Annotated in this window: 19 protein-coding genes; 13 read left to right on the top strand and 6 right to left on the bottom strand. The window is 63.0% G+C overall.

Annotated elements, in window-relative coordinates; genetic code table 11:
• The first annotated feature begins 24 nt into the window (after window positions 1-24).
• Both ACFRFQ_RS25085 and ACFRFQ_RS25080 read left to right on the top strand, forming a co-directional pair.
• Complete coding sequence (locus ACFRFQ_RS25085) at window positions 25-2688, top strand: sacsin N-terminal ATP-binding-like domain-containing protein (protein WP_378664170.1); 2664 nt, start codon at window positions 25-27, stop codon at window positions 2686-2688.
• A gap of 12 nt (window positions 2689-2700) precedes the next feature.
• A complete protein-coding gene (locus ACFRFQ_RS25080) occupies window positions 2701-3255 on the top strand; it encodes a phosphatase PAP2 family protein (RefSeq protein WP_378663749.1) in 555 nt (184 codons plus the stop codon).
• Window positions 3256-3262: 7 nt separating this feature from the next.
• Here the strand turns inward: ACFRFQ_RS25080 and ACFRFQ_RS25075 are convergent, their stop codons facing one another.
• Entirely contained in the window at window positions 3263-3517 is a 255-nt protein-coding gene (locus ACFRFQ_RS25075; RefSeq protein ID WP_378663746.1) for a DUF2530 domain-containing protein, read from the bottom strand.
• A gap of 115 nt (window positions 3518-3632) precedes the next feature.
• Here ACFRFQ_RS25075 and ACFRFQ_RS25070 point away from each other — a divergent pair, with 115 nt between their 5' ends.
• From ACFRFQ_RS25070 to ACFRFQ_RS25060, 3 genes are all read left to right on the top strand, one after another.
• Window positions 3633-5087: an NCS2 family permease gene (locus ACFRFQ_RS25070; protein WP_138872212.1), complete on the top strand. Its 1455-nt coding sequence runs from the start codon at window positions 3633-3635 to the stop codon at window positions 5085-5087.
• A 64-nt stretch (window positions 5088-5151) separates the two neighbouring features.
• Complete coding sequence (locus ACFRFQ_RS25065) at window positions 5152-5583, top strand: MarR family winged helix-turn-helix transcriptional regulator (protein WP_378663742.1); 432 nt, start codon at window positions 5152-5154, stop codon at window positions 5581-5583.
• A gap of 90 nt (window positions 5584-5673) precedes the next feature.
• Entirely contained in the window at window positions 5674-6981 is a 1308-nt protein-coding gene (locus ACFRFQ_RS25060) for an MFS transporter (RefSeq protein ID WP_378664167.1), read from the top strand.
• Here the strand turns inward: ACFRFQ_RS25060 and ACFRFQ_RS25055 are convergent.
• Window positions 6965-7513, bottom strand: coding sequence for a hypothetical protein (locus ACFRFQ_RS25055; RefSeq protein WP_378663739.1), 549 nt, complete (start codon window positions 7511-7513; stop codon window positions 6965-6967). The genes ACFRFQ_RS25060 and ACFRFQ_RS25055 overlap by 17 nt on opposite strands.
• A 67-nt stretch (window positions 7514-7580) precedes the next feature.
• On the opposite strand from ACFRFQ_RS25055, the gene ACFRFQ_RS25050 reads away from it, so the two are divergent.
• From ACFRFQ_RS25050 to ACFRFQ_RS25040, 3 genes are read left to right on the top strand one after another with little or no spacing between them, the layout of a single operon-like run.
• Entirely contained in the window at window positions 7581-8189 is a 609-nt protein-coding gene (locus ACFRFQ_RS25050) for a TetR/AcrR family transcriptional regulator (protein WP_378663736.1), read from the top strand.
• A gap of 31 nt (window positions 8190-8220) precedes the next feature.
• Complete coding sequence (locus ACFRFQ_RS25045) at window positions 8221-9027, top strand: TrmH family RNA methyltransferase (RefSeq protein WP_378664164.1); 807 nt, start codon at window positions 8221-8223, stop codon at window positions 9025-9027.
• Window positions 9027-9281 (top strand): DUF2537 domain-containing protein, encoded by a 255-nt coding sequence (locus tag ACFRFQ_RS25040; protein WP_378663733.1) that lies wholly within the window; start codon window positions 9027-9029, stop codon window positions 9279-9281. Before ACFRFQ_RS25045 ends, ACFRFQ_RS25040 begins: the two co-directional genes overlap by 1 nt.
• A 21-nt stretch (window positions 9282-9302) precedes the next feature.
• On the opposite strand, the gene ACFRFQ_RS25035 is transcribed toward ACFRFQ_RS25040, so the two are convergent.
• The 3 genes from ACFRFQ_RS25035 to serC all read right to left on the bottom strand — a co-directional run bounded on the left by ACFRFQ_RS25035 (window position 9303) and on the right by serC (window position 12654).
• Window positions 9303-10274: a DUF6928 family protein gene (locus tag ACFRFQ_RS25035; RefSeq protein ID WP_378663730.1), complete on the bottom strand. Its 972-nt coding sequence runs from the start codon at window positions 10272-10274 to the stop codon at window positions 9303-9305.
• An 89-nt stretch (window positions 10275-10363) separates the two neighbouring features.
• The gene (gene sepH, locus ACFRFQ_RS25030) at window positions 10364-11338 is read right to left on the bottom strand and encodes a septation protein SepH (protein ID WP_378663727.1); all 975 of its coding nucleotides are present in this window, start codon (window positions 11336-11338) and stop codon (window positions 10364-10366) included.
• Window positions 11339-11526: 188 nt separating this feature from the next.
• A complete protein-coding gene (serC, locus tag ACFRFQ_RS25025; RefSeq protein ID WP_378663725.1) occupies window positions 11527-12654 on the bottom strand; it encodes a phosphoserine transaminase in 1128 nt (375 codons plus the stop codon).
• A gap of 191 nt (window positions 12655-12845) precedes the next feature.
• On the opposite strand from serC, the gene ACFRFQ_RS25020 reads away from it, so the two are divergent.
• Entirely contained in the window at window positions 12846-13823 is a 978-nt protein-coding gene (locus ACFRFQ_RS25020) for an iron-siderophore ABC transporter substrate-binding protein (RefSeq protein WP_378663723.1), read from the top strand.
• Between the two features lie 78 nt (window positions 13824-13901).
• On the opposite strand, the gene ACFRFQ_RS25015 is transcribed toward ACFRFQ_RS25020, so the two are convergent.
• A complete protein-coding gene (locus ACFRFQ_RS25015) occupies window positions 13902-15029 on the bottom strand; it encodes a citrate synthase 2 (RefSeq protein WP_138872219.1) in 1128 nt (375 codons plus the stop codon).
• Window positions 15030-15274: 245 nt separating this feature from the next.
• Between ACFRFQ_RS25015 and pdxH the strand changes: the two genes are divergently transcribed.
• From pdxH to ACFRFQ_RS24995, 4 genes are all read left to right on the top strand, one after another.
• Window positions 15275-15988, top strand: a complete 714-nt coding sequence (gene pdxH / locus ACFRFQ_RS25010; RefSeq protein WP_378663719.1) for a pyridoxamine 5'-phosphate oxidase — start codon at window positions 15275-15277, stop codon at window positions 15986-15988.
• Window positions 15985-17250 carry an MFS transporter gene (locus ACFRFQ_RS25005; protein ID WP_378663716.1) on the top strand — a complete coding sequence of 422 codons (1266 nt, stop codon included), beginning with the start codon at window positions 15985-15987 and terminating at the stop codon, window positions 17248-17250. The genes pdxH and ACFRFQ_RS25005 overlap by 4 nt, the downstream gene beginning before the upstream one ends.
• 40 nt (window positions 17251-17290) lie before the next feature.
• A complete protein-coding gene (locus ACFRFQ_RS25000; RefSeq protein WP_378663714.1) occupies window positions 17291-18238 on the top strand; it encodes an aldose 1-epimerase family protein in 948 nt (315 codons plus the stop codon).
• A 377-nt stretch (window positions 18239-18615) separates the two neighbouring features.
• Window positions 18616-19914 carry a citrate synthase gene (locus tag ACFRFQ_RS24995; protein ID WP_138872223.1) on the top strand — a complete coding sequence of 433 codons (1299 nt, stop codon included), beginning with the start codon at window positions 18616-18618 and terminating at the stop codon, window positions 19912-19914.
• Window positions 19915-19944 lie beyond the last annotated feature (30 nt).

Below are 19944 nucleotides of genomic sequence, written 5' to 3'. Positions count from 1 at the left end.
GCGTGGGCGGAATCGCCGACGCGTCTGCGTGAGGACGCCGCCACCGAATCGGATTTGGCTGCAGCGGGTTACCGCGACAGGCTGCTCACAGAGCTGGCGCAGAACGCTGCCGACGCCGCCCTGCGGGCAGGTGTGCCCGGTTCTTTGTGGGTTGATCTCGACGGTTCGGTGCTGACCGTCGCCAACACCGGCAGGCCGCTCGACGAGGACGGTGTTCATGCCCTGACCGCTCTTCGTGCTTCAGGAAAGATCGACTCCGCGAACGGGGTTGTCGGGCGCTACGGCGTTGGTTTCTCCGCCGTCCGTTCGGTCAGTGACGAGCTCGAACTGCGCTCGACGACAGGTTCGATTCGGTTCTCCGCCAAGGAAACTCGTGCCGAGATCGAGAAGGTCGGCCTGAATGTTCCTGATTCGGGAGTGCCGGTCCTGCGCCTGGTGTGGCCGTCGGAAGTGCCGCCGAGTGGCGGCGCCGATTCCGAGGTGGTGCTCACACTCCGCGACGATGTCGACGGCGCCACACTGCTGTCGCGGATGGCACGTGAAGCCGTGGATCTGCTGCTCGAGCTTCCTGGATTGACCTCGATTCGTCTGGGCAACAAAAGCTTTGAGCGAACCGAACGTCTGCTGGACTCCGGGCTGACCGAAATCTCGATCGGCGGGGCGGTGTGGTGGCAGTACCAGGGCGCCAGGGCCCGCTGGATTGTTCCGGTGAAAAACGGAGTGGTCACGCCGATCGCCGAAGACGTACTGCGGGCGCCGACGCGATCCGACGAGGAATTGTCCGTCCCGGCGCTGGTAGTCGCAGACATTGCGATGCAGCCGGATCGGCGACGGATACTGCCCGGCGCGTCGATTGCCGCGCTGGCGGAAGGCTATGCGGATTTTGTCGGTGCGTTGCCGGCAGATCAGCGCACGGCGCTTGTGCCCGTTCCGGCTTTTGCGCGCAGCGAGGTGGATTCGCTTCTGCGGGAAGCGCTTCTGAAGGAATTGCAGGAAAATCCCTGGCTTCCGGTTGTGGGGGAACCTGACCGGGCGCCGCAGCGGGCTTCGGTTGTTCCCGGGCTCACCGACGATTTGTCGGAATTGCTGACGGACGTCATCGGCGGATTGGTCGTTCCCGAGCTGTCCGGGCCTCGCCATGAGCGGGCTTTGGCGGCGGTGTCGACACACCGGATCGGGTTGGCACGCATCGCGGAATTGCTCAGCGGGCTCGATCAGGAGCCGTCGTGGTGGTACAAGCTGTATGCGGCGCTCGAACCGTTGGTCGTCGACGCTCTTGCAGTGGAAGAGCTTGGTACGCTGCCAGTTCCGCTGTCGGACGGGCGAATTGTGACCGGCCCGCGAACGGTGGTTCTCGGTACCGAACTGGGCGATTCGGTGCCGCCGGTGCCCTGGACCCGGCTGGTACACCCGCAGGCGTCGCACCCCCTTCTCTCGCGTTTGGGTGCAACGAGCGCCACAGCGACGGATCTGCTGTCCGACCCGGCGCTGCGAGCATTGATCGAGGATGCTGCCGACCAGGATGATTCCGTTGCAACGGAATTAGCGTCGACGGTTCTGGCTCTCGCCGCACATGTCGCGCCCGGTGCCGCGCCGTCCTGGATCGGAGAGGTGTTGTTGCCGGATTCGGACGGAGAGCTGTGTTCGGCAGATCAGTTGCTCCTGCCCGGCGCACCGCTGGCGACGGTTCTGGTCGACGACTCACCTTTTGGCACAGTGCAGTCGAGCTTCGTCGAACAGGTGGGGGAGCAGGCTCTACGTGTCGTCGGTGTCGGCTGGGGTTTCACCGTCTTTCGCGAGGAGTTGCCGTCCGGTCCCGATCACGACCTCGATTCCGAGGATCAGTGGTGGGATACGTTGGGGGAGGACCCCGAGTACATCGAGGCGGTTCGAGACCTCGACCTGGTCGACGAGAACCGATGGGCAGATGCACTGACCCTGTTGCTGGAGTCACCCGCAACGCGCGCCCTGCTCGAAGACCGTCGCGGCTACACGGCGTGGTGGCTGCGCTCGCGCGCCGAATTGGGCGGCGAGATACTGGGTTTGCTGCGCGCACCACACGATCGCACGTTCGAGGATCTTCTCGATGTTGCCGACCACCCTGGAGCTGAGCATCTCAGTGGTGTGTTGGCGTCCGATACCGTCGACGATCCGGAACTGGCTCAACTGCTGCTCGATCGGCTTGCCGATCCACTGCGCATGCCCGCGCCGGCCGTCATTGCCCGGACGCACCACTTGCTGGCCGATGCTTCCCGGCGGCGGATCCTCGATCTGGACGAATTGAGCTTGCCGAGCTTCGTTCGCGGGCTGTCCGGAGAGCTCGTAGACCCCGGTGACGCCGTGGTTCTCGATCGTCCGTGGCTCGGTCCGGCGCTACCGACACACCGAATTGTTCTGGGTAGCTTCGAGACTGCTGAAGCGTTGGCGGATTTGCTCGATGTCGCGACGGCGTCGTCGGTTGTCAGCGGTCAGGTCGCCAGCACCGGCGTGCGAAGTTCGTGGGCGGCGCAGCCGCACGCGGTCCTGATGTTTGCGGCACTGGGTCGCGAGGTGCCGGGCGGCGAGGTAGTGATTCATCACGAACTGTCAGTCCGATTGACCGGCGCAGTGGAGTCCACAGTGATCGTGCCGTGGTGGGTCGACGGTGACGGTGTCCATCACGTGATGCGCGTGTGGGCAGTTCAGTAGGGGAGGAACGTTGTGTCGTTCGATCAGTGGGTGCTCGACAGTGCCGTCGACCAACGGACGCCGTGGCTGGTCGACGTGGTGGCCGTCATCACCGACAGCGGCGGAACGTTGGCCGCGTGGATCATCTCGACGGTCCTGACGATTACGCTGTTGATGCGCGGTCGGCGCATCGACGCGCTCCTGGTGGCGGGCTCGATGCTCACCGGACTGCTGGTGATGAGCGGGTTGAAGCGTGTTTTCACGCGAACCCGTCCGCCGGTCCCCGAGCGCCTGATCGAGATCGACTCGTACTCTTTTCCGTCCGGACACGCGATGATGACGGCAATCCTTGCAACGGCGGTGGCTGCTGTGATCGTTCGGTTGGCGTTGCCGCCGCTCGTTCGGGTCACCATGCTCGCTTCGCTTGCCCTGTACACCGTCGCTGTCGGGTTCTCCCGCGTCTATCTGGCGGCGCATTGGATGACGGACGTCGTGGCGGGGTGGGCGTTGGGTGTCATCTGGGCGGGCGTGTGGATCCTGGGAACCTCTCGCCTGAGACAGCGCCGCCACGAACGACAGCCGGCCTGATCACTTCTCAGAGCAGCCCGGCTCCCTGTTGCGCACCCCGGCTCCCTTTCCGGGCAGCGCGGCGTTGGAGCCAGAACAGGCTGTAGCCGAGGAATCCGACGCCGATCCCGGCGTAACAGATGGGCAGTGCTCCTGACCATCGATCACCGCTGAGAAGGACCACGGCTGTGGCGATCACCCACGCCAGCGTGCCGACGACGAGAGCCGGCGCCGGTGCGGACAATCGGTCGATAACGGTTGTTGTGTTGGGAGTCTCGTTCACAAAATTAACGCTACCCGTACCCCTGTGCCCTACTCTCCCTTATGCGACCGGCCTTCGTACGCCGGCACACGGCGGCGCAAGAACACCGGCGACCTATGACAGCGATGGGAAAAAGATGGCGGCACCCGGGAAAATTCTCGATACGTATTTCAAGATCAGTGAACGCGGATCAACGATCTCCACGGAGGTTCGCGGCGGTGTTGTCTCGTTTGTCGCTATGGCGTACATCGTGGTACTCAACCCGCTGATCCTCGGTAGCTTCTCGGCGGATGACGCCGTCGCAAAAACCGACGTCCTCGGAAACATCCTGCCGGTCAACCAGGTGGCCGCGGTCACTGCGCTGGTTGCGGGCCTGATGAGCATCGCGTTCGGCATCATCGCGAACTATCCGTTTGCGATCGCGGCCGGCCTCGGTATCAACAGCCTGCTTGCCGTCACGATCGCCCCGCAGGTCACGTGGCCGGAAGCCATGGGCCTGGTGGTCATCGACGGCATCATCATCGTCGTGTTGGCGCTCACAGGTTTCCGCACCGCGGTGTTCAACGCGATTCCCAACGCTCTCAAGTCGGCGATTGCTGCCGGTATCGGCATGTTCATCGCGTTCATCGGCCTTGTCGACGCCGGATTTGTCCGTCGTATTCCCGACGCCGCCGGTACGACGGTTCCCGTCGGACTCGGCATCAACGGTTCCATCGCGTCGTGGCCGACTGCGGTCTTCATCTTCGGTGTTCTCATCATGGGTGTGCTCGTGGTGCGCAAGGTTCGTGGCGGGCTGCTCATCGGCATCATCGCCACGACCATTCTGGCCGCGATCATCGAGGCTGTTGCCGACGTCGGACCGTCGCTCGGAACCAACCCCAAGGGCTGGAACCTCAGTGTTCCCGCGATTCCGGATATGTTCGGCGGTATGCCCGACCTCAGCTTGGTCGGCGAATTCAGCCTCTTCGGCGCGTTCACCCGTATCGGTGTTCTGGCGGCCAGCCTCCTCGTGTTCACGCTGGTTCTCGCGAACTTCTTCGACGCCATGGGCACGATGACGGGACTCGGCAAGGAAGCCGGACTGACGGACAAGGACGGCAATCTCCCCAACGTCGGTAAGGCACTTGTCGTGGAAGGCGCCGGTGCCATCGTCGGTGGTGGCGCATCTGCGTCGTCGAACACGGTGTTCGTGGAGTCGGCGTCCGGCATCGCCGAAGGCGCTCGTACCGGTCTGGCAAACGTGGTGACGGGTCTGCTGTTCCTGGTTGCGATGTTCCTGACACCGCTCTACTCGGTGGTGCCGATCGAAGCCGCAGCGCCGGCCCTCGTCATCGTCGGCGCGCTGATGATCGGTCAGGTTCGAGACATCGACTTCACGCAGTTCTCGGTCGCGCTTCCCGCGTTCCTGACCATGATCGTGATGCCGTTCACCTACTCGATCGCAAACGGCATCGGCGTCGGATTCATCTCCTGGGTAGTCCTGCATTCGGCTACCGGCGGGGCCAAGAAGATCCACCCGTTGCTGTGGATCGTGGCGGCTCTGTTCGTCGCGTACTTCACCGTCGGGCCGATTACTGACGCACTCACGTAAACCTGCAGCTGGCTGGTAACCGATAACCTCGGCTACCGGCCAGTTGTTGACGTATTGTTCTCGCGTGACCACCGAAACTCGAGCGCTCGCCAGTGATCTGTCATTGGCGGTTGTGCGTCTGAGCAGGCATCTGCGAGGACGACGGGCCGACGCGCAGGTATCCCTGACACAGCTGTCTGCTGTGGCGACACTCTCGCAAGAGGGACCAATGACCCCGGGTGCGCTCGCAGCGCGTGAGAAGGTGCAGCCGCCTTCGATGACCAGGGTGGTGGCGTCCCTCGCCGAATTGGGGTTGGTGCAGCGTTCACCGCATCCCACGGACGGTCGTCAGATCATCGTGACTCTGTCCGATGCGGGGGAGGCTCTACTCGCCGACGAGACCCACGCCCGTGAGGCTTGGATGAACGAGAAACTCTCCGACTTGAGCGCCGAGGATCTTGCCACGCTTCGGGGCGCCGTCGAGATCATCACCAGGATCGTCAGCGCCTCCGAATAGCCGCTCGGTACAGTCTCCCGGCGAGGTAGTTGCTCACGCGAAAGACCGCAGGAGCAAGATGGGGTAGTGCCCCGTGACCCCGAATCCGGCATGTTTGCCGCACTCCGCAATCGTAACTACCGTCTCTGGGCGTCCGGACAGATCGTGTCCTTGGTCGGAACCTGGATGCAACGCATCGCTCAGGACTGGCTGGTTCTGACGCTGTCCGACGGTAATGCGCTGGCAGTCGGCATTGTCATGGCATTGCAGTTCGGGCCGACGCTGTTCTTGTCCGTGTGGGGTGGCGTCCTTGCCGATCGGTACGACAAGCGGCGCATTCTCATCTTCACGCAGTGGGCGAGCGCGCTGTGCGCGTTGGTGATGGGCGTCCTGGACGTCGGCGGTTTTGTTGCTCTGTGGCACGTGTATCTGATCGCATTTGCCCTTGGCTGTGTATCGGCGGTGGATGCGCCGGTGCGCCAGTCGTTCACGATCGAAATGGTGGGCAAAGAGCATCTGTCCAACGCAATTGCGTTGAACTCGATGACCTTCAACACCGCACGCATTATTGGTCCGGCCATCTCCGGGGTGCTGATCAACCTGATCGGAACAGGGTGGGTGTTCCTGCTCAACGTGGCGACCTTCGGCGGTGTGCTTGTTGCGTTGGCGCTGATGAACGCCAAGGAATTGATCCCGTCGGATCCGACACCGCGCGCAAAGGGGCAGGTGCGCGACGGATTCCGATACGTGTGGGGTCGCAAGGACCTGCGGGTCATCATGGTGTCGGTTTTCATGGTCTCGACGTTCGGATTGAACTTTCCGATCAGCCTGGCGGTGATGGCGCGTACCACGTTCGATCGCGGCGCCGACGCCTACGGATTGCTCTCCACCACCCTGGCTGTCGGCACATTGGCCGGCGCCGCGTATGCCGCCAGACGCAAGGACGCTCCGAGATTGCGAACGTTCCTCAGCGCGGCGGCGGCGTTCGGTCTCTTCGAAATCGCGGTCGGCTTGATGCCGACGTACCCGCTGGTGGCGTTGATGCTGATTCCCACCGGCGCACTGACCCTGACCTTCACGACATCGGCGATGAACATCCTGCAGATGTCGGTGCCGTCGGAGATGCGGGGGCGGGTCATGGGTATCTACATGCTCAGCTTCCTCGGTGGTACCCCACTGGGCAGTCCGATGCTGGGTTGGTTGGCCGACGCCGTCGATCCGCGGGCACCGTTGATCATCGGTGGCGCGATCTCGCTGGTGTCGGCCTCTCTGGCCGGCGTGTACCTCCTGCGCAGCGAGGGCCTGAAGCTTCGGTTGAAAATGCCGGACGACGGCGGACGCCTGCCGGTGTTCGACCTGCGTCCGGCCGTCGTCTGTGATGCGACCGAGCAAGCGGTGGAAGCTAACCGCGCACCGTGACCTTTGCTCGTTTCGGAAAAACGGTGTAGCTCAGGGCGATTGCACTCCATACAGCGAGAATCATGGTGAGTGTACGGATCCAACTGCTCAGGGCTTCGGTGCGCGAGGCGTCGTCGACCAGGACGATTGCGGCACCGAGCAGCCCACACGCGATGGCCCAGGCCAATGCGGCTTTCCCGAATTCACGCCACTCTCGGATCGCCCGCGCTGTCCCGTATTTCGGCGGTGCGACGGGTTTCGGTCCAGCGGCGAATCGGTAGGCGAATCGCGCGTCGGCCCACGAGATGAGGCTGTGCCCGAACACGACGGATACGCCGATGTAGGCGGCCGCCAGTCCGTGGCTGGCGTTGGCCTGACCGCCGCCGCGCAGATCGAGTGCGGTGGCGACCAGAAGAACGACGTCGACCAGGGGAGCGCAGATCAAGAGAGCGGCGCCGATGCCGGGTTTCCGGAACAGATAACGAGCAGTCAGCCCGGCGGCGATGAAAACCCAGAACATGATCTCGCAGGCAACGATGAGTGTGACGATCATGGGAACTCATTTCTAGTACGACTGTGTTAGTGATGGAAAACTAGCACAGCTGTGTTAGTTTTGTGAAGTGGTGAAACGACCCAGTTCCGAAGTGCGGCGTGAACAGATTGCTGAAGCCGTCTGGCGTGTGATCAGGCGCGACGGGATGGCCGCGGCCAGTGTTCGCACCGTCGCCGACGAGGCAGGCATGTCCACGGGCTCACTGCGGCATTTCTTCGCGACTCAATCCGAACTCCTGCTCTTCGCCATGGAATTGGTCTCCATCCGCGTCGAGAACCGAATCGCCGACATCGAGTTCGATCCCGACATCAGGCGGGCGATCCGCCAATTTGCCGAACAATTTGTTCCCCTCGACCCTGACCGCCGCGAAGAAATGCAGGTCTGGGAGGCCTTCGCCGCCGCATCGCGAACCGAACCGGATTTGGCAGTGGTCAGGGACCGGACGGATCAAACCCTGTTCGGGCACTTCCGGCAGTTCGTCGAGGCCCTGCGTGACGCGGGTTTTCTTCGGCCCGGGAGTTCCGTCGACAGTGAAGCGATGCGTCTGCACGCACTGGTCGACGGCCTTGCCGCGCACGGCGTCAACAATCCGACGAGGGTGAACCGCGCCGCGATCACCGAAGTACTCGATGCCCATTTCGCGTCACTGATCACCTCGGCCGGGAGCAGTGACTGAGGACGTCGTCCGATACGGCACGATAGAAGCCGTGGTTCACGTCATCGATATCTCAGATCCAGCCGATTCCAGGCTGGATGACTTTCGCGATCTCAACTCCTCCGATCGTCGACCCGACCTACCCGAAGGAAAGGGTTTGGTCATCGCGGAGGGGGTATTTGTCACTCAGCGCCTGCTGACTTCACGTTTCGAGCCGATCAGTCTCCTCGGAGTCGAGCGCCGACTGCAGGAACTTGCAGACGACCTCGACGGGGTTGACGTGCCGTTCTATCGAACCAGTGCGGAGGTGATGGCCGAAGTGGTCGGTTTCCATCTCAACCGCGGAGTGCTGGCCGCAGCGTCCAGACCGGCGCCCCTTGCTGTCTCGGACATCCTGGCGGACGCGCGAACAATTGCCATCCTCGAAGGTGTCAACGATCACGAAAATCTCGGTTCGATGTTCCGTAACGCCGCGGGGCTCGGAGTCGACGCCGTACTTTTCGGAAAGGGCTGCGCAGATCCGCTCTACCGTCGCTCGGTCCGAGTCTCCATGGGGCACGTACTCCGAGTTCCGTTTGCCCATGTCGAGAAGTGGCCGTACGACCTGGAAGAATTGCGCAGCAACGGTTTTCAGCTTATCTCGCTCACGCCCAATTCCGAAGCCGTGACACTGGCCGAAGCGATGACGGGAGACAAGGTGGCTCTCTTGCTCGGCGCCGAGGGTCCTGGTCTGACCGAACATGCCATGCGTGCGACGGATATTCGCGCGAAAATCCCCATGGCTCCGGGTACGGATTCACTCAACGTCGCCACCGCCGCCGCAATGGCCTTCTATGAACGAGTCAGGACCCGGCAGTAATGCCGACCAGAACTCCCTGGTTTACCGGCGTTGCGGTGTCGATCTTCGCCGCACTGCTGTCCACCGCTGCGGTGGGCGCGTTCAGCGAGGGCCTGGCACACGTCAACGTGTTTCTTGCCATTGCTGTCAACGTCATCGCTGTGGCCGGATTGGCTCCCACGGTGTGGCGGTGGCGGGCCGTACCCATCTGGCGATGGGTGGTTTACGGTGCGGTAGTGGGCATTCCGTTGGGGTGGATAGCCGCGATCGCCTGACTGCCGTGAACACCTGATTGCTCAGTGGAAGCCGAAGTATCGCGCCAGGCGGCTGCGCTTCTTCGGTGCGGGGGCTGGGACCTCGGAGGTGGGCTCTTCGGGTACTTCCAGCGTGTCGGTGAACTCGGGTGGTATGGACTCAGGGGTGACAGGCTGAGGGGCGACGGGTTCGGGTGTCGGGGGCCTCGGTTCGTTGGTCTTCGGTTCGTTGATCGGCGGATCAGCTTCGGGCGCAACAGCAACCGGTTCTTCCGGCGGCGCGGGTGTCGAAGCAGATTCCGGGAGGTTCTCCGGTTGGGGTGCTGCAGTCGGGGGCTCCGCCGGCTTGGGTGCCGGCGGTGTCGTTTTCGGTACTTCTGATTTCTGGTGAATCTTGAAGCCCCACAACAAGATTTGAGTCTTGTCGAGATCGTCTTCGTGCGGCGTGCCCGTGTAACGGAAGCCCAACCACTCCGCGTTGGCGGCCTCGGCGAACTGCTGGGGGTGGAATGGCAGTGCTTGAGGATCGGGCAATACGCCTGGGGGATAACGCAAGGGGTGTTCACCCGACCAGTAGGGCAACTCCCAGGTTTGAGGGATGCCGATGTTCTCGACGATGTCGATCGGGAGCGCGCTGAACGAGCGTCGTAGCTGACCGTTTTCCCACACGGCAAAGGATCCCTGCGCGCGGTCGGGTGACGAGCTGACGAGGAAGGTGAGCGGGCGGTGCGGCGAAAGTAGCCAGGACTCAGGAAGTTCCGACGGAAGGAACGTACTCAACTCTGCACTGGCGACAACGCTGATGTTCTCGTAAGTGCCGATGAAGAGATAACCGGGTTGTACGGTTGCGGCGATCGACAGTGGGTGGGGGCCCAGAGACTCGAACTCTTTACCGGGGTGTAGTCGCTGCGCGATCGCGAGTGCCGCGGCCTGGTCGGGTTGCGGGTACAAACTCAGTTCAGCACGAACGTCATTGTTGTCGACAAACCAAATTGTTGATACACGTGCAGCCACCGATCGCCCTCTCTCCTGAACCTCGCTGCTTAGAAGAATACGACGAATCGGCCGGTGATTTTGCCGCCGAGACGCTCCGGGCGGGAGCGTCAGCGGCCGCTGCTACGCACACCGAGGAGAACGTCGTCCCATGACGGAAGCGCGGGCTTTCCACGCTTGTCCTTGGTCGACGATTGTTGCGGCGCTGCCTTGGGCGTGACGTCCTCGGCAGGTTCTGTGATTTCTTCTTCCATCTTCGGTTCGGGCTCGACGTCGACCTCTACGTCGGCCGGCGCAGTCTCGACGCGAGGCGGAGTCTCTACGCGAGCCGGAATCTCGATCACGGGGGGTATTTCCGCGACAGGAGGTATCTCGGTGACAACTACGACGGCGTCGTGGGTATCGGGTTCGGCGTTGACTTCTTCGTCGGATTCGAAGTTGTTATCGATCCGTGACAGTTCGGGCCGCTCGGAGATCACGGGCGCTAAACCGCGCAGTGGACGGCCGAAATCCGGATCGATCAAGTCAAAGGCAGTGTCGTCGAGTGCCACGATGGTTCCACCATGCGCGTCCGGCTGGTAGCGCCAATGCGCGGCGTTGGTGCTGCGCCCGGCCTGCCATTGCAGCTGCGCAACCCAATGATTATCTTCGTCGCGCCAGGCGTCCCATGTCGCGTCGTCGATGGTGTGGCCGCGGGCACGAAATGCGTGAGTCACAATTTCCGCGAGCGTCGGCACCGTGGGCCCGTTGTCGCGGATCGGGTGCCCGCCCTGCGCCATTTCTGCTGCTCGGGAGCGTTCGAGAAGGACCGGGTATGCGTAGCGCTCGACTTTGCTGACCGGGATGCCGGCTTCCTTGGCGACCTGTTGGACGGAAGCGCCGGATCGGATGCGGGCCTGGATTTCGCGGGGGCGGAGCTGACTTTCGTTTTCGATCTCGATCTGGCCGAGTCGAGCTACATCACCCCGGCACGCTGCGCGCAGTTTGTCGTCGGCAGGAAGTCGAAATTTCTGGCCGGTTTCGGCGTCGGCGCACACCACATGCGATCCATCGGGTTCAAGTCCGATCACTCGAAGCTCTCGCACATTGACCTCCCTTATCGCGCCGGCTCGCGACTTTGCGCCGCAGTCAACTGTAATTCATTTGTGATGACCAATCCGGCAGGACACTCCCGGCAGCGCCCTCGCGTACCGATATGAACGCAATCACGCCGCCGGCCGCGACTCGCGTAAGGAGTCGAGGCCGACGGCGTGGCAAGAGAACAGGAGTTGGCTCAGCCGAGCTGCGAGACAACCCAGTCGATGCTCTTGGTGAGAGCGGTGACATCTTCGGGGTCGATAGCCGGGAACATGCCGACGCGCAACTGGTTGCGGCCGAGCTTGCGGTACGGCTCGGTGTCGACAATTCCGTTGGCGCGCAGGATCTTTGCTACCTGTGCTGCGTCGACGTCGTCGTTGAAATCGATGGTGCCGACAACCTGCGAGCGGTGTGCCGGATCAGCGACGAACGGCGTTGCGAACTCGCTGGCCTCGGCCCAGTTGTACAGACGCGAGGACGAATCCGCGGTGCGAGCGGTGGTCCACTCGAGGCCGCCGTTGCTGTTCATCCACTCGATCTGGTTGGCGAAGAGCAACAGGGTGGCCAGGGCCGGGGTGTTGTACGTCTGATCCTTGGAGCTGTTGTCCACGGCGATGGGCAGCGACAGGAAGTCGGGGGTCCAGCGTCCCGAATCCTTGATCTCCGCGACGCGCTCGAGGGCGGCCGGGCTCATCAGTGCGATCCACAGTCCGCCGTCTGCAGCGAAGCACTTCTGCGGAGCGAAGTAGTAGACGTCGGAATCGGCGACGTCGACCGGCAGTCCGCCGGCGCCGGAGGTGGCGTCGATTGCGATCAGGGCGTTCTCCGAACCGGCGGGACGCGAGACGGGGATCGACACACCGGTCGAGGTCTCGTTGTGTGCCCAGCCGATGAGGTCGACGGACGGGTCGGAGACCGGCACCGGTGCGCTGCCCGGGTCAGCGGAAACGACGATCGGGTCACCGATGAACGGGTTGGCCTTGGCGACCGAAGCGAACTTGGAGCTGAATTCGCCGTTGGTCAGGTGCAGCGACTTCTCGCGAATGAGGCCGAATGCAGCGGCATCCCAGAACGCAGTGGTTCCGCCGTTGCCGAGGACAACCTCGTAGCCCTCGGGCAGGGAGAACAGGTCGGCGAGACCGGAGCGAATGCTGGCGACAACGTTCTTGACCGGCTTCTGGCGGTGGCTGGTGCCGAACACCGAAGCGCCCACGTCGACCAGGGACTGCAGCTGCTCGGGGCGAACCTTGGAAGGACCGCAGCCGAAGCGTCCGTCAGCGGGCTTGAGATCGGCGGGGATGATCGGGGCGGTAGCGTCAGCCATTGGTCAGTGCGTCCTAAACGTCGAGGAACCTTTGCCGGGTCAGTTTAGACGGCTGCGGTGTTGCAGTGGACGGTCGAGGTGCTGTGACGAGCGTCGAAACGCTCCGTTGGTCCGCAAAACGAGGCCCACCACCAGCGTTGCGGCTCGGTTACTATCGCCACCACGGTCGATTCGACAACTCGAGGACACTCATGAAAATTCGCTCCCTAACCTTGCTGTTCGTCACCGCGATAGCTCTGACGTCGTGCGCCTCGAACACGACTGACTCCACGGCAGAAGGGGGCGCAGACGGTGGCGCGTTCCCGGTGACCATCGACACCAAATTCGGTGCGGTAGCCGTCGAATCCCAGCCGGAACGGGTGGTGGCGCTCGGCTGGGGCGACGCCGAGACGGCTCTTGCGCTCGGAGCTCAGCCGGTGGGTGCCAGCGACTGGCTCGCGTTCGGCGGCGACGGCGTCGGACCGTGGGCACAAGGGCTGTACCAGAACCCACCAGAACTGATCGGCACCATGGAGCCGTCCTTCGAAGCGCTCGCGGCGTTGGCTCCTGACCTGATCCTCGATACGAAGAGTTCCGGGGACAAGAGTCGGAACGACCTACTTGCGAAGATCGCTCCGACAGTCGGTATGCCGGTGGGAAGTGACGCCTACCTCACATCACTTGACGACCAGGTCACATCGGTCGCGACTGCACTCGGTGTGCCGGCGAAAGGCGAAGACCTACTCGCTCAGATCGACTCGCAGTACGCGGATGCGAGGACCGCACATCCCGAGTTCGCTGGGAAGACGGTCACAGTTATCGCCTACACATCCGAAGGGTGGGGTGCCTATGTGACCGGCGACTCGAGAGTCGACTTCATGACCGAACTCGGATTCGTGAACAATCCGCGCGTTCAAGCCGTGCCCACCGAGAACTTTTTCATTCCGGTCTCCGAGGAGAACCTGGACATGCTCGACGCAGACTTCGTTATCGGGTTGCCGATCTACATGCCGACCACGGATGTGACGAACAACGTTCTGTTCCAGCAGATCCCGGCCGTCAAGGACGGACGCTTCATCGTCCTCGACAGTGACTCGGATATCTCGGCCGCGTTTTCGACGAATTCGGTGCTGTCCATACCGTTTGCGCTCGAGCAGTTGGTTCCCCTTGTGGCCGAACGCGTTTCCTGACGTCGCTGACGACATAGTGCAACCGGCCGGGTACCTCGTTGAGAGGTGCCCGGCCGGTTGCCTGTGCTGCGGAGAAACTTACGCGTGGCTGATCTGGTCCCAGCCTTCGACGGATTCCGGTGTGCGTGGTGCCGGGCCGGTGTAGATAGCTGCCGGGCGTACCAGCTTGCCGAGGCGCTTCTGCTCGAGGATGTGCGCGCACCAACCAGCGGTGCGACCACAGGTGAACATGGCCGGCATCATGTGCGCGGGAACCTCGGCGAAGTCCAGGATGACGGCAGCCCAGAACTCGACGTTGGTCTCGATCGCGCGATCGGGACGACGCTCACGCAGTTCGGCGAGTGCGGCCTGCTCGAGCGCTGCGGCAGCCTCGTAGCGGGGAGCATTGAGGCGCTTGGCGGTGGCGCGGAGCACGCGTGCACGGGGATCTTCGGCGCGGTAGACGCGGTGCCCGAAGCCCATGAGCTTTTCCTTGCGGTCGAGGATTCCCTTGACCAGTGCGCGGGCGTCGCCGGTCTTCTCGGTCTCTTCGATCATCGGGAGCACGCGGGCCGGTGCGCCGCCGTGCAGCGGGCCGGACATCGCGCCGATGGCGCCGGAGAGGGATGCCGCAACGTCGGCGCCGGTGGAGGCGATGACTCGGGCGGTGAAGGTGGAGGCGTTCATGCCGTGCTCGGCTGCCGAGACCCAGTACGCGTCGATTGCTTCGACGTGGGCCGGATCGGGCTCACCCTTCCAACGGACCATGAAGCGTTCGGTGACGGTCTTGGCCTCGTCGATGCGCTTCTGCGGAACTGCCGGCTGGTAGATGCCGCGAGCGGACTGCGCGACGTACGACAGAGCCATGACGGACGCGCGGGCGAGCTGATCGCGAGCGGTGTCGTCATCGATGTCGAGGAGTGGCTCGTAACCCCAGATGGGTGCCAGCATCGCAAGTCCGGCCTGGACGTCGACGCGGACGTCACCGGTGTGGATGGGGAGGGGGAACGGCTCGGCCGGCGGCAGGCCGGGGCCGAAACGACCGTCGACGAGTAGTGCCCAGACGTTGCCGAAGGTTACCTTCTGGCCGACCAGGTCTTCGATGTCGACGCCGCGGTAGCGCAGAGCGCCGCCGTCCTTGTCAGGTTCGGCGATATCGCTGGTGAAGGCGACAACGCCTTCGAGTCCGCTCACAAAATCGTCCGGTATTGCTGCGCTCGCTGCCATTCTCGTGGACTCTCCTCGTTCGAGTGCGCCAGGTCTACAGTCGCACTGCCTCAGCTTCCGTGACTGCGCCTCGGTGCTCGCAGGGATGAGCACGCACCGTGTTTTGTACTGCGCAATCGTCTCGTCCCGATTCGGCTGCTGTCGCTGGTGCGGCTCGCGGTTCGGATCGGGTCTAGCCACGGCAAACTTTAGCGCGTGCCGAGTAGTCGGTGGCGGGTTGGTACCCGGGAGTAGCGTTCTGGGCTGTGTCGAAGGAACGTCAGGACCCGGTGGTGGTGAACAGTGAACTCGCTGCGATGCGTGTGGGGTACCCGCAACCAGGCAGTGAATCCGAGGCGGTACACGATCGGATGCGCGTCGAGTTGGATGTAAGTGCGGTCGCCGACGGTTGGTTGTCGCTGATGCGGCAGTGGCTGCTGGACGCCGTCGAGGCGGATGCGCCGGAACCGAATGCGATGACGCTCTCCACCGTCGACGAGCACGGCCACCCCACATCGCGGACCGTGTTGTGCAAGGGACTCTCCGAGGATGGCGTTCTCTTCTTCACCAACTACCGTTCGGACAAGGCCAGGCAACTCGACGCCCATCCGTATGCGTCGGCCAACTTCACCTGGCTGACCCTTGCCCGTCAGGTTGTCGTTCGAGGAGCTGTGGAGCACGTGAGTCCGCAAGTTACACAAGAGTATTGGCGAACCCGGCCGCGGGGTTCGCAGCTCGGAGCGTGGGCGTCCCATCAGTCGCAGCCCGTCGAATCACGTGCAGTCTTGGACGAACAACTCCGTGAGGTGGCCGCGCGCTTCGGCGTCGACGGCGAGATTCCCGTGCCGCCGCACTGGGGCGGGATTCTGATCCGGCCGGAGTCCGTCGAGTTCTGGCAAGGCCGCGCCAACCGTATGCACAATCGGGTCCGCACCACCGTCGTCGACGGTCAGTGGTCCGCAGTTCGTCTCCAACCGTGAGGCGGGTTCTCGCGGACACGACTCCGCTCGAAAATCTCGACTACCGCCGGCTGTGGATCGCCGGCATCGTCACCGTTATCGGCGCCCAGCTCAGCGTTGTGGCCGTCCCGCAGCAGGTGTACGAGATCACCAGAAGCTCGGCGTACGTCGGTCTGACGGGAATCTTCGGTCTTGTCCCGTTGGTCGTTTTCGGTTTGTGGGGCGGTGCCCTCGCCGACGTGATGGATCGACGACGGCTGCTGATGATCACGACGGTCGGGCTCGGTGTCACGTCGGTGTTGCTGTGGATCCAGGCGGCGCTCGGTGTGAACAACGTGTGGCTCGTACTCGTCCTGTTCTCGGTGCAGCAGGCATTCTTCGCGGTCAATCAGCCGACGCGCGCGGCCATCATTCCGAGGTTGATTCCGGGTAGACAGCTGCCCGCTGCGAACTCGCTGAACATGACGGTCGTGCAATTCGGTTCGATCGCGGGTCCGATGCTGGCCGGCGTGCTCATACCGGCGGCCGGGCTGCAACTGCTGTACCTGCTCGACTCGATCCTCCTGCTCGCCACGTTGTGGGCGGTGTGGAAGCTGCCGGCGATTCCGCCGACAGGTACGTCGCGACGGGCCGGTCTGAGCGAGGTCCTCGGCGGCTTTGCCTATCTGGCCACGCAGAAGGTCCTGCTCGCGTCGTTTGTCGTCGACATCATCGCGATGGTGTTCGGTATGTCGCGCGCGCTGTTCCCGGAAATCGCGCACGAATCGTTCGGTGATCCTGTCACCGGCGGCTTTGCGCTCGGCCTGTTGTTCGCGGCGATGTCTGCGGGCGCAGTTCTCGGTGGTGTGTTCTCGGGATGGTTACCGCGAGTGCAATATCAGGGGCGGGCGATTCTGGTCTGCATAGCCCTGTGGGGACTGTCGATGGTCGGCTTCGGCACGGCGGTGTACTACGCAAGTCCTGGATCCGGCGCGATTCTGCTGTGGGTTGCGGTGGCATTCCTCGCATTCGGCGGCGCCGTCGACATGATCTCGGCCGCATTCCGCAGCACGATGCTCCAGCAAGTGGCCACCGACGACATGCGTGGCCGGCTTCAAGGCGTGTTCATCGTGGTTGTCGCGGGCGGTCCGCGTATCGGCGACGTGGTGCACGGCGGCGCCGCATTCCTCTTCGGAACGGGAGTGGCGGCGGCCGGTGGTGGCGTTCTGGTGGTAATCGGCGTTGTCGTGGCGACACTCATGTTCCCGGCATTTGCCGCTTACAAGGTGGGACGCGCCGTCTGACGTCCTAGTATGTGGGCGGTTTGTGGGGGAAACTGATTCCATGACGCAACCGCACAGCACGGGCAAGGGCGGCTTCGAGATCCGTGGTGGGGGCTATCGCGCCGAAATCGCGGCAGCCGGAGCAGGTTTGCGATTACTCGATCACGAGGGGCCGTCCGGGAAACGCGCGCTCACCGAAACCTGGGAACTGGGATCGAAACCACCACTGTCCGCCGGGTTGGTACTGGCGCCGTGGCCCAATCGGATTCGGGACGGGCACTTCATGTTCGACGGTATCGAGCATCAACTCGAGATCACGGAACCGGACCTGAACAACGCCAGCCATGGGTTTGTGCGTCGTCGCAATTGGAACCTCGTCGATCACACCTTCGATCGTGTCGAACTGTCGGTGGACGTCGGCCTGCACAAAGGATGGCCGTACCCGCTCGTTCTGTCGATCGTTTACTCGGTGGACGAAACAGGATTGACGGTCACCCACACCGCGACGAACAAGGGTGCAACACCGTCGCCCTTCGGGCTGGGCATACATCCGTTCATCCGAGTCGGTGATATCCCGCTCGACGAGTGCTCACTACACCTGGCTGCGGGAACACGGTTGCCGATCGATCCGGAGCGGATGCTGCCGAACGCGTATTCGCAGGCCGTCGAGGGTACGGATTTCGATTTCCGGACTCCGCGCCCGCTCGCAGGTGTGCAGCTCGACACACCGTTCAGTGCATTGGACGTGGTCGACGGTAGCGGACGCACTCAGCATGAGTTGCTTGCGCCGGACGGGACGGGGACGGCTCTGTGGACGACGCGGGAGTTCCCCTGGATTCAAGCCTTCATCGCAGATCCCGCAAACGGTAAGGGTTACCCGGATCGTGGTCGGGCTCTGGCACTCGAACCGATGACGTGCCCACCGGACGCTTTCAACTCGGGAATCGACATGTTGGTTCTCGGCCCGGGCGAAACCTGGTCGGGTGTGTGGGGGATCCGTGCAATGTGATCCGGAGGATCGTGCGGTGTGATCCGCATCCCAGATAGTGGGAGCCTGTAACGAACGGTTGCGAAGTCTCGATGGCCGCGCTTTGCCGAACGTAGTTCGATTCGATGGCACATTTTGCACGCGGATTCTGAATCTGTGACGCGTTGCGCGAGAAGGAAAGTCCAGATCACGGCCATGAGTGAATCTCGGAATGCGCGTCGGAGCACAACACTTCGGCACTCTGAAACCTGTTGCAGTTTAGGGGCATATGCCCGACGCTGATCGACCGGCAAAAACCCCGTGGAGCGACCCTCCCTGGGCGCGTCGTGTTCGGTGCGACTAGTTTCTAGTTGATCGTATGTAGTTACTCGTTGGTTTGAGCTTGAGAGGGATCCTTCGTGCCCGCTGACAATGACACAAAGCCCACGCTTACTTACCCCGGTGGTGAGCACACGATGTCCATTGCCAGGGCAACCGAGGGCAATGACGGCATCGAACTGGGAAAGCTGCTGGCAGATACGGGGTACACCACCCTTGACCCCGGCTTTGTGAACACCGCATCCACCAGTTCCGCAATTACCTACATCGACGGCGAGAAGGGAATCCTGCGCTACCGCGGATACCCCATCGAGCAGTTGGCGGGTAAGTCCACCTTCATCGAGGTCAGCTACCTGCTGATCTACGGTGAGCTACCGACCGACGCACAGCTCGAGTCCTTCACGGACCGCATCCGTCGCCACACTCTGCTCCACGAAGACCTCAAGCGGTTCTTCGACGGATTCCCGCGCAACGCACACCCGATGCCGGTGCTTTCCTCCGCAGTCAACGCGCTCTCCGCGTACTACCAGGATTCCCTGGACCCGGAGGACCCGGAACAGGTGGAACTCTCCACCATTCGCCTTCTCGCGAAGCTGCCGACCATCGCGGCCTACGCGTACAAGAAGTCCGTCGGACAGCCGTTCCTGTACCCGGACAACTCGCTGAACCTGGTCGAGAACTTCATGCGCATGACGTTCGGCTTCCCGGCTGAGCCGTACCAGGGTGATCCCGAGATCGCCAAGGCACTCGACATGCTGCTCATCCTGCACGCAGACCACGAGCAGAACTGCTCCACGTCCACCGTGCGCATGGTCGGCTCTTCCGACGCGAACCTCTTCACCTCGGTGTCCGCCGGCATCAACGCACTGTGGGGCCCGCTGCACGGCGGAGCCAACCAGGCCGTGCTCGAGATGCTCGACGACATCAAGGCAAACGGCAGCACCGCAGCCGAGTTCGTCCGCAAGGTCAAGAACAAGGAAGACGGCGTGAAGCTCATGGGCTTCGGGCACCGCGTCTACCGCAACTACGACCCGCGCGCTGCGCTGGTCCGCGAGACCGCGCACAACATCCTCGGCAAGCTCGGCGGCGACGACGAACTGCTCAACATCGCCATGCAGCTCGAAGAAGCCGCCCTCACGGACGACTACTTCATCGAGCGCAAGCTGTACCCGAACGTCGACTTCTACACGGGTCTGATCTACCGCGCGATGGGCTTCCCGCCCCGCATGTTCACCGTGCTCTTCGCCATGGGCCGTCTGCCCGGCTGGATTGCACACTGGCGTGAAATGCACGAGGACCCGGCCACGAAGATCGGCCGCCCCCGCCAGATCTACACCGGCTACACCGAGCGCGACTACAGAGACATTACGTCCCGCTGACGCGTGACATAGCGACATCACGTCCCGCTG

It is taken from the genome of Rhodococcus sp. NPDC056743 (assembly GCF_042790355.1).
In the GTDB taxonomy this organism is placed as follows: Bacteria; Actinomycetota; Actinomycetes; order Mycobacteriales; family Mycobacteriaceae; genus Rhodococcus_F.
The sequence above is the reverse complement of the archived record's forward strand: the minus strand, read 5'-3'. Positions and strand labels throughout refer to the sequence as shown.

What these genes read in the sequence shown, in the direction of transcription:
- ACFRFQ_RS25055 (WP_378663739.1), bottom strand. Translation starts at nt 7,513, where the DNA reads ATGATCGTCACACTCATCGTTGCCTGCGAGATCATGTTCTGGGTTTTC.
- serC (WP_378663725.1), bottom strand. Translation starts at nt 12,654, where the DNA reads ATGGCTGACGCTACCGCCCCGATCATCCCCGCCGATCTCAAGCCCGCT.
- ACFRFQ_RS25000 (WP_378663714.1), top strand. Translation starts at nt 17,291, where the DNA reads ATGACGCAACCGCACAGCACGGGCAAGGGCGGCTTCGAGATCCGTGGT.
- ACFRFQ_RS25020 (WP_378663723.1), top strand. Translation starts at nt 12,846, where the DNA reads ATGAAAATTCGCTCCCTAACCTTGCTGTTCGTCACCGCGATAGCTCTG.
- ACFRFQ_RS25060 (WP_378664167.1), top strand. Translation starts at nt 5,674, where the DNA reads ATGTTTGCCGCACTCCGCAATCGTAACTACCGTCTCTGGGCGTCCGGA.
- ACFRFQ_RS25040 (WP_378663733.1), top strand. Translation starts at nt 9,027, where the DNA reads ATGCCGACCAGAACTCCCTGGTTTACCGGCGTTGCGGTGTCGATCTTC.
- ACFRFQ_RS25015 (WP_138872219.1), bottom strand. Translation starts at nt 15,029, where the DNA reads ATGGCAGCGAGCGCAGCAATACCGGACGATTTTGTGAGCGGACTCGAA.
- ACFRFQ_RS25070 (WP_138872212.1), top strand. Translation starts at nt 3,633, where the DNA reads ATGGCGGCACCCGGGAAAATTCTCGATACGTATTTCAAGATCAGTGAA.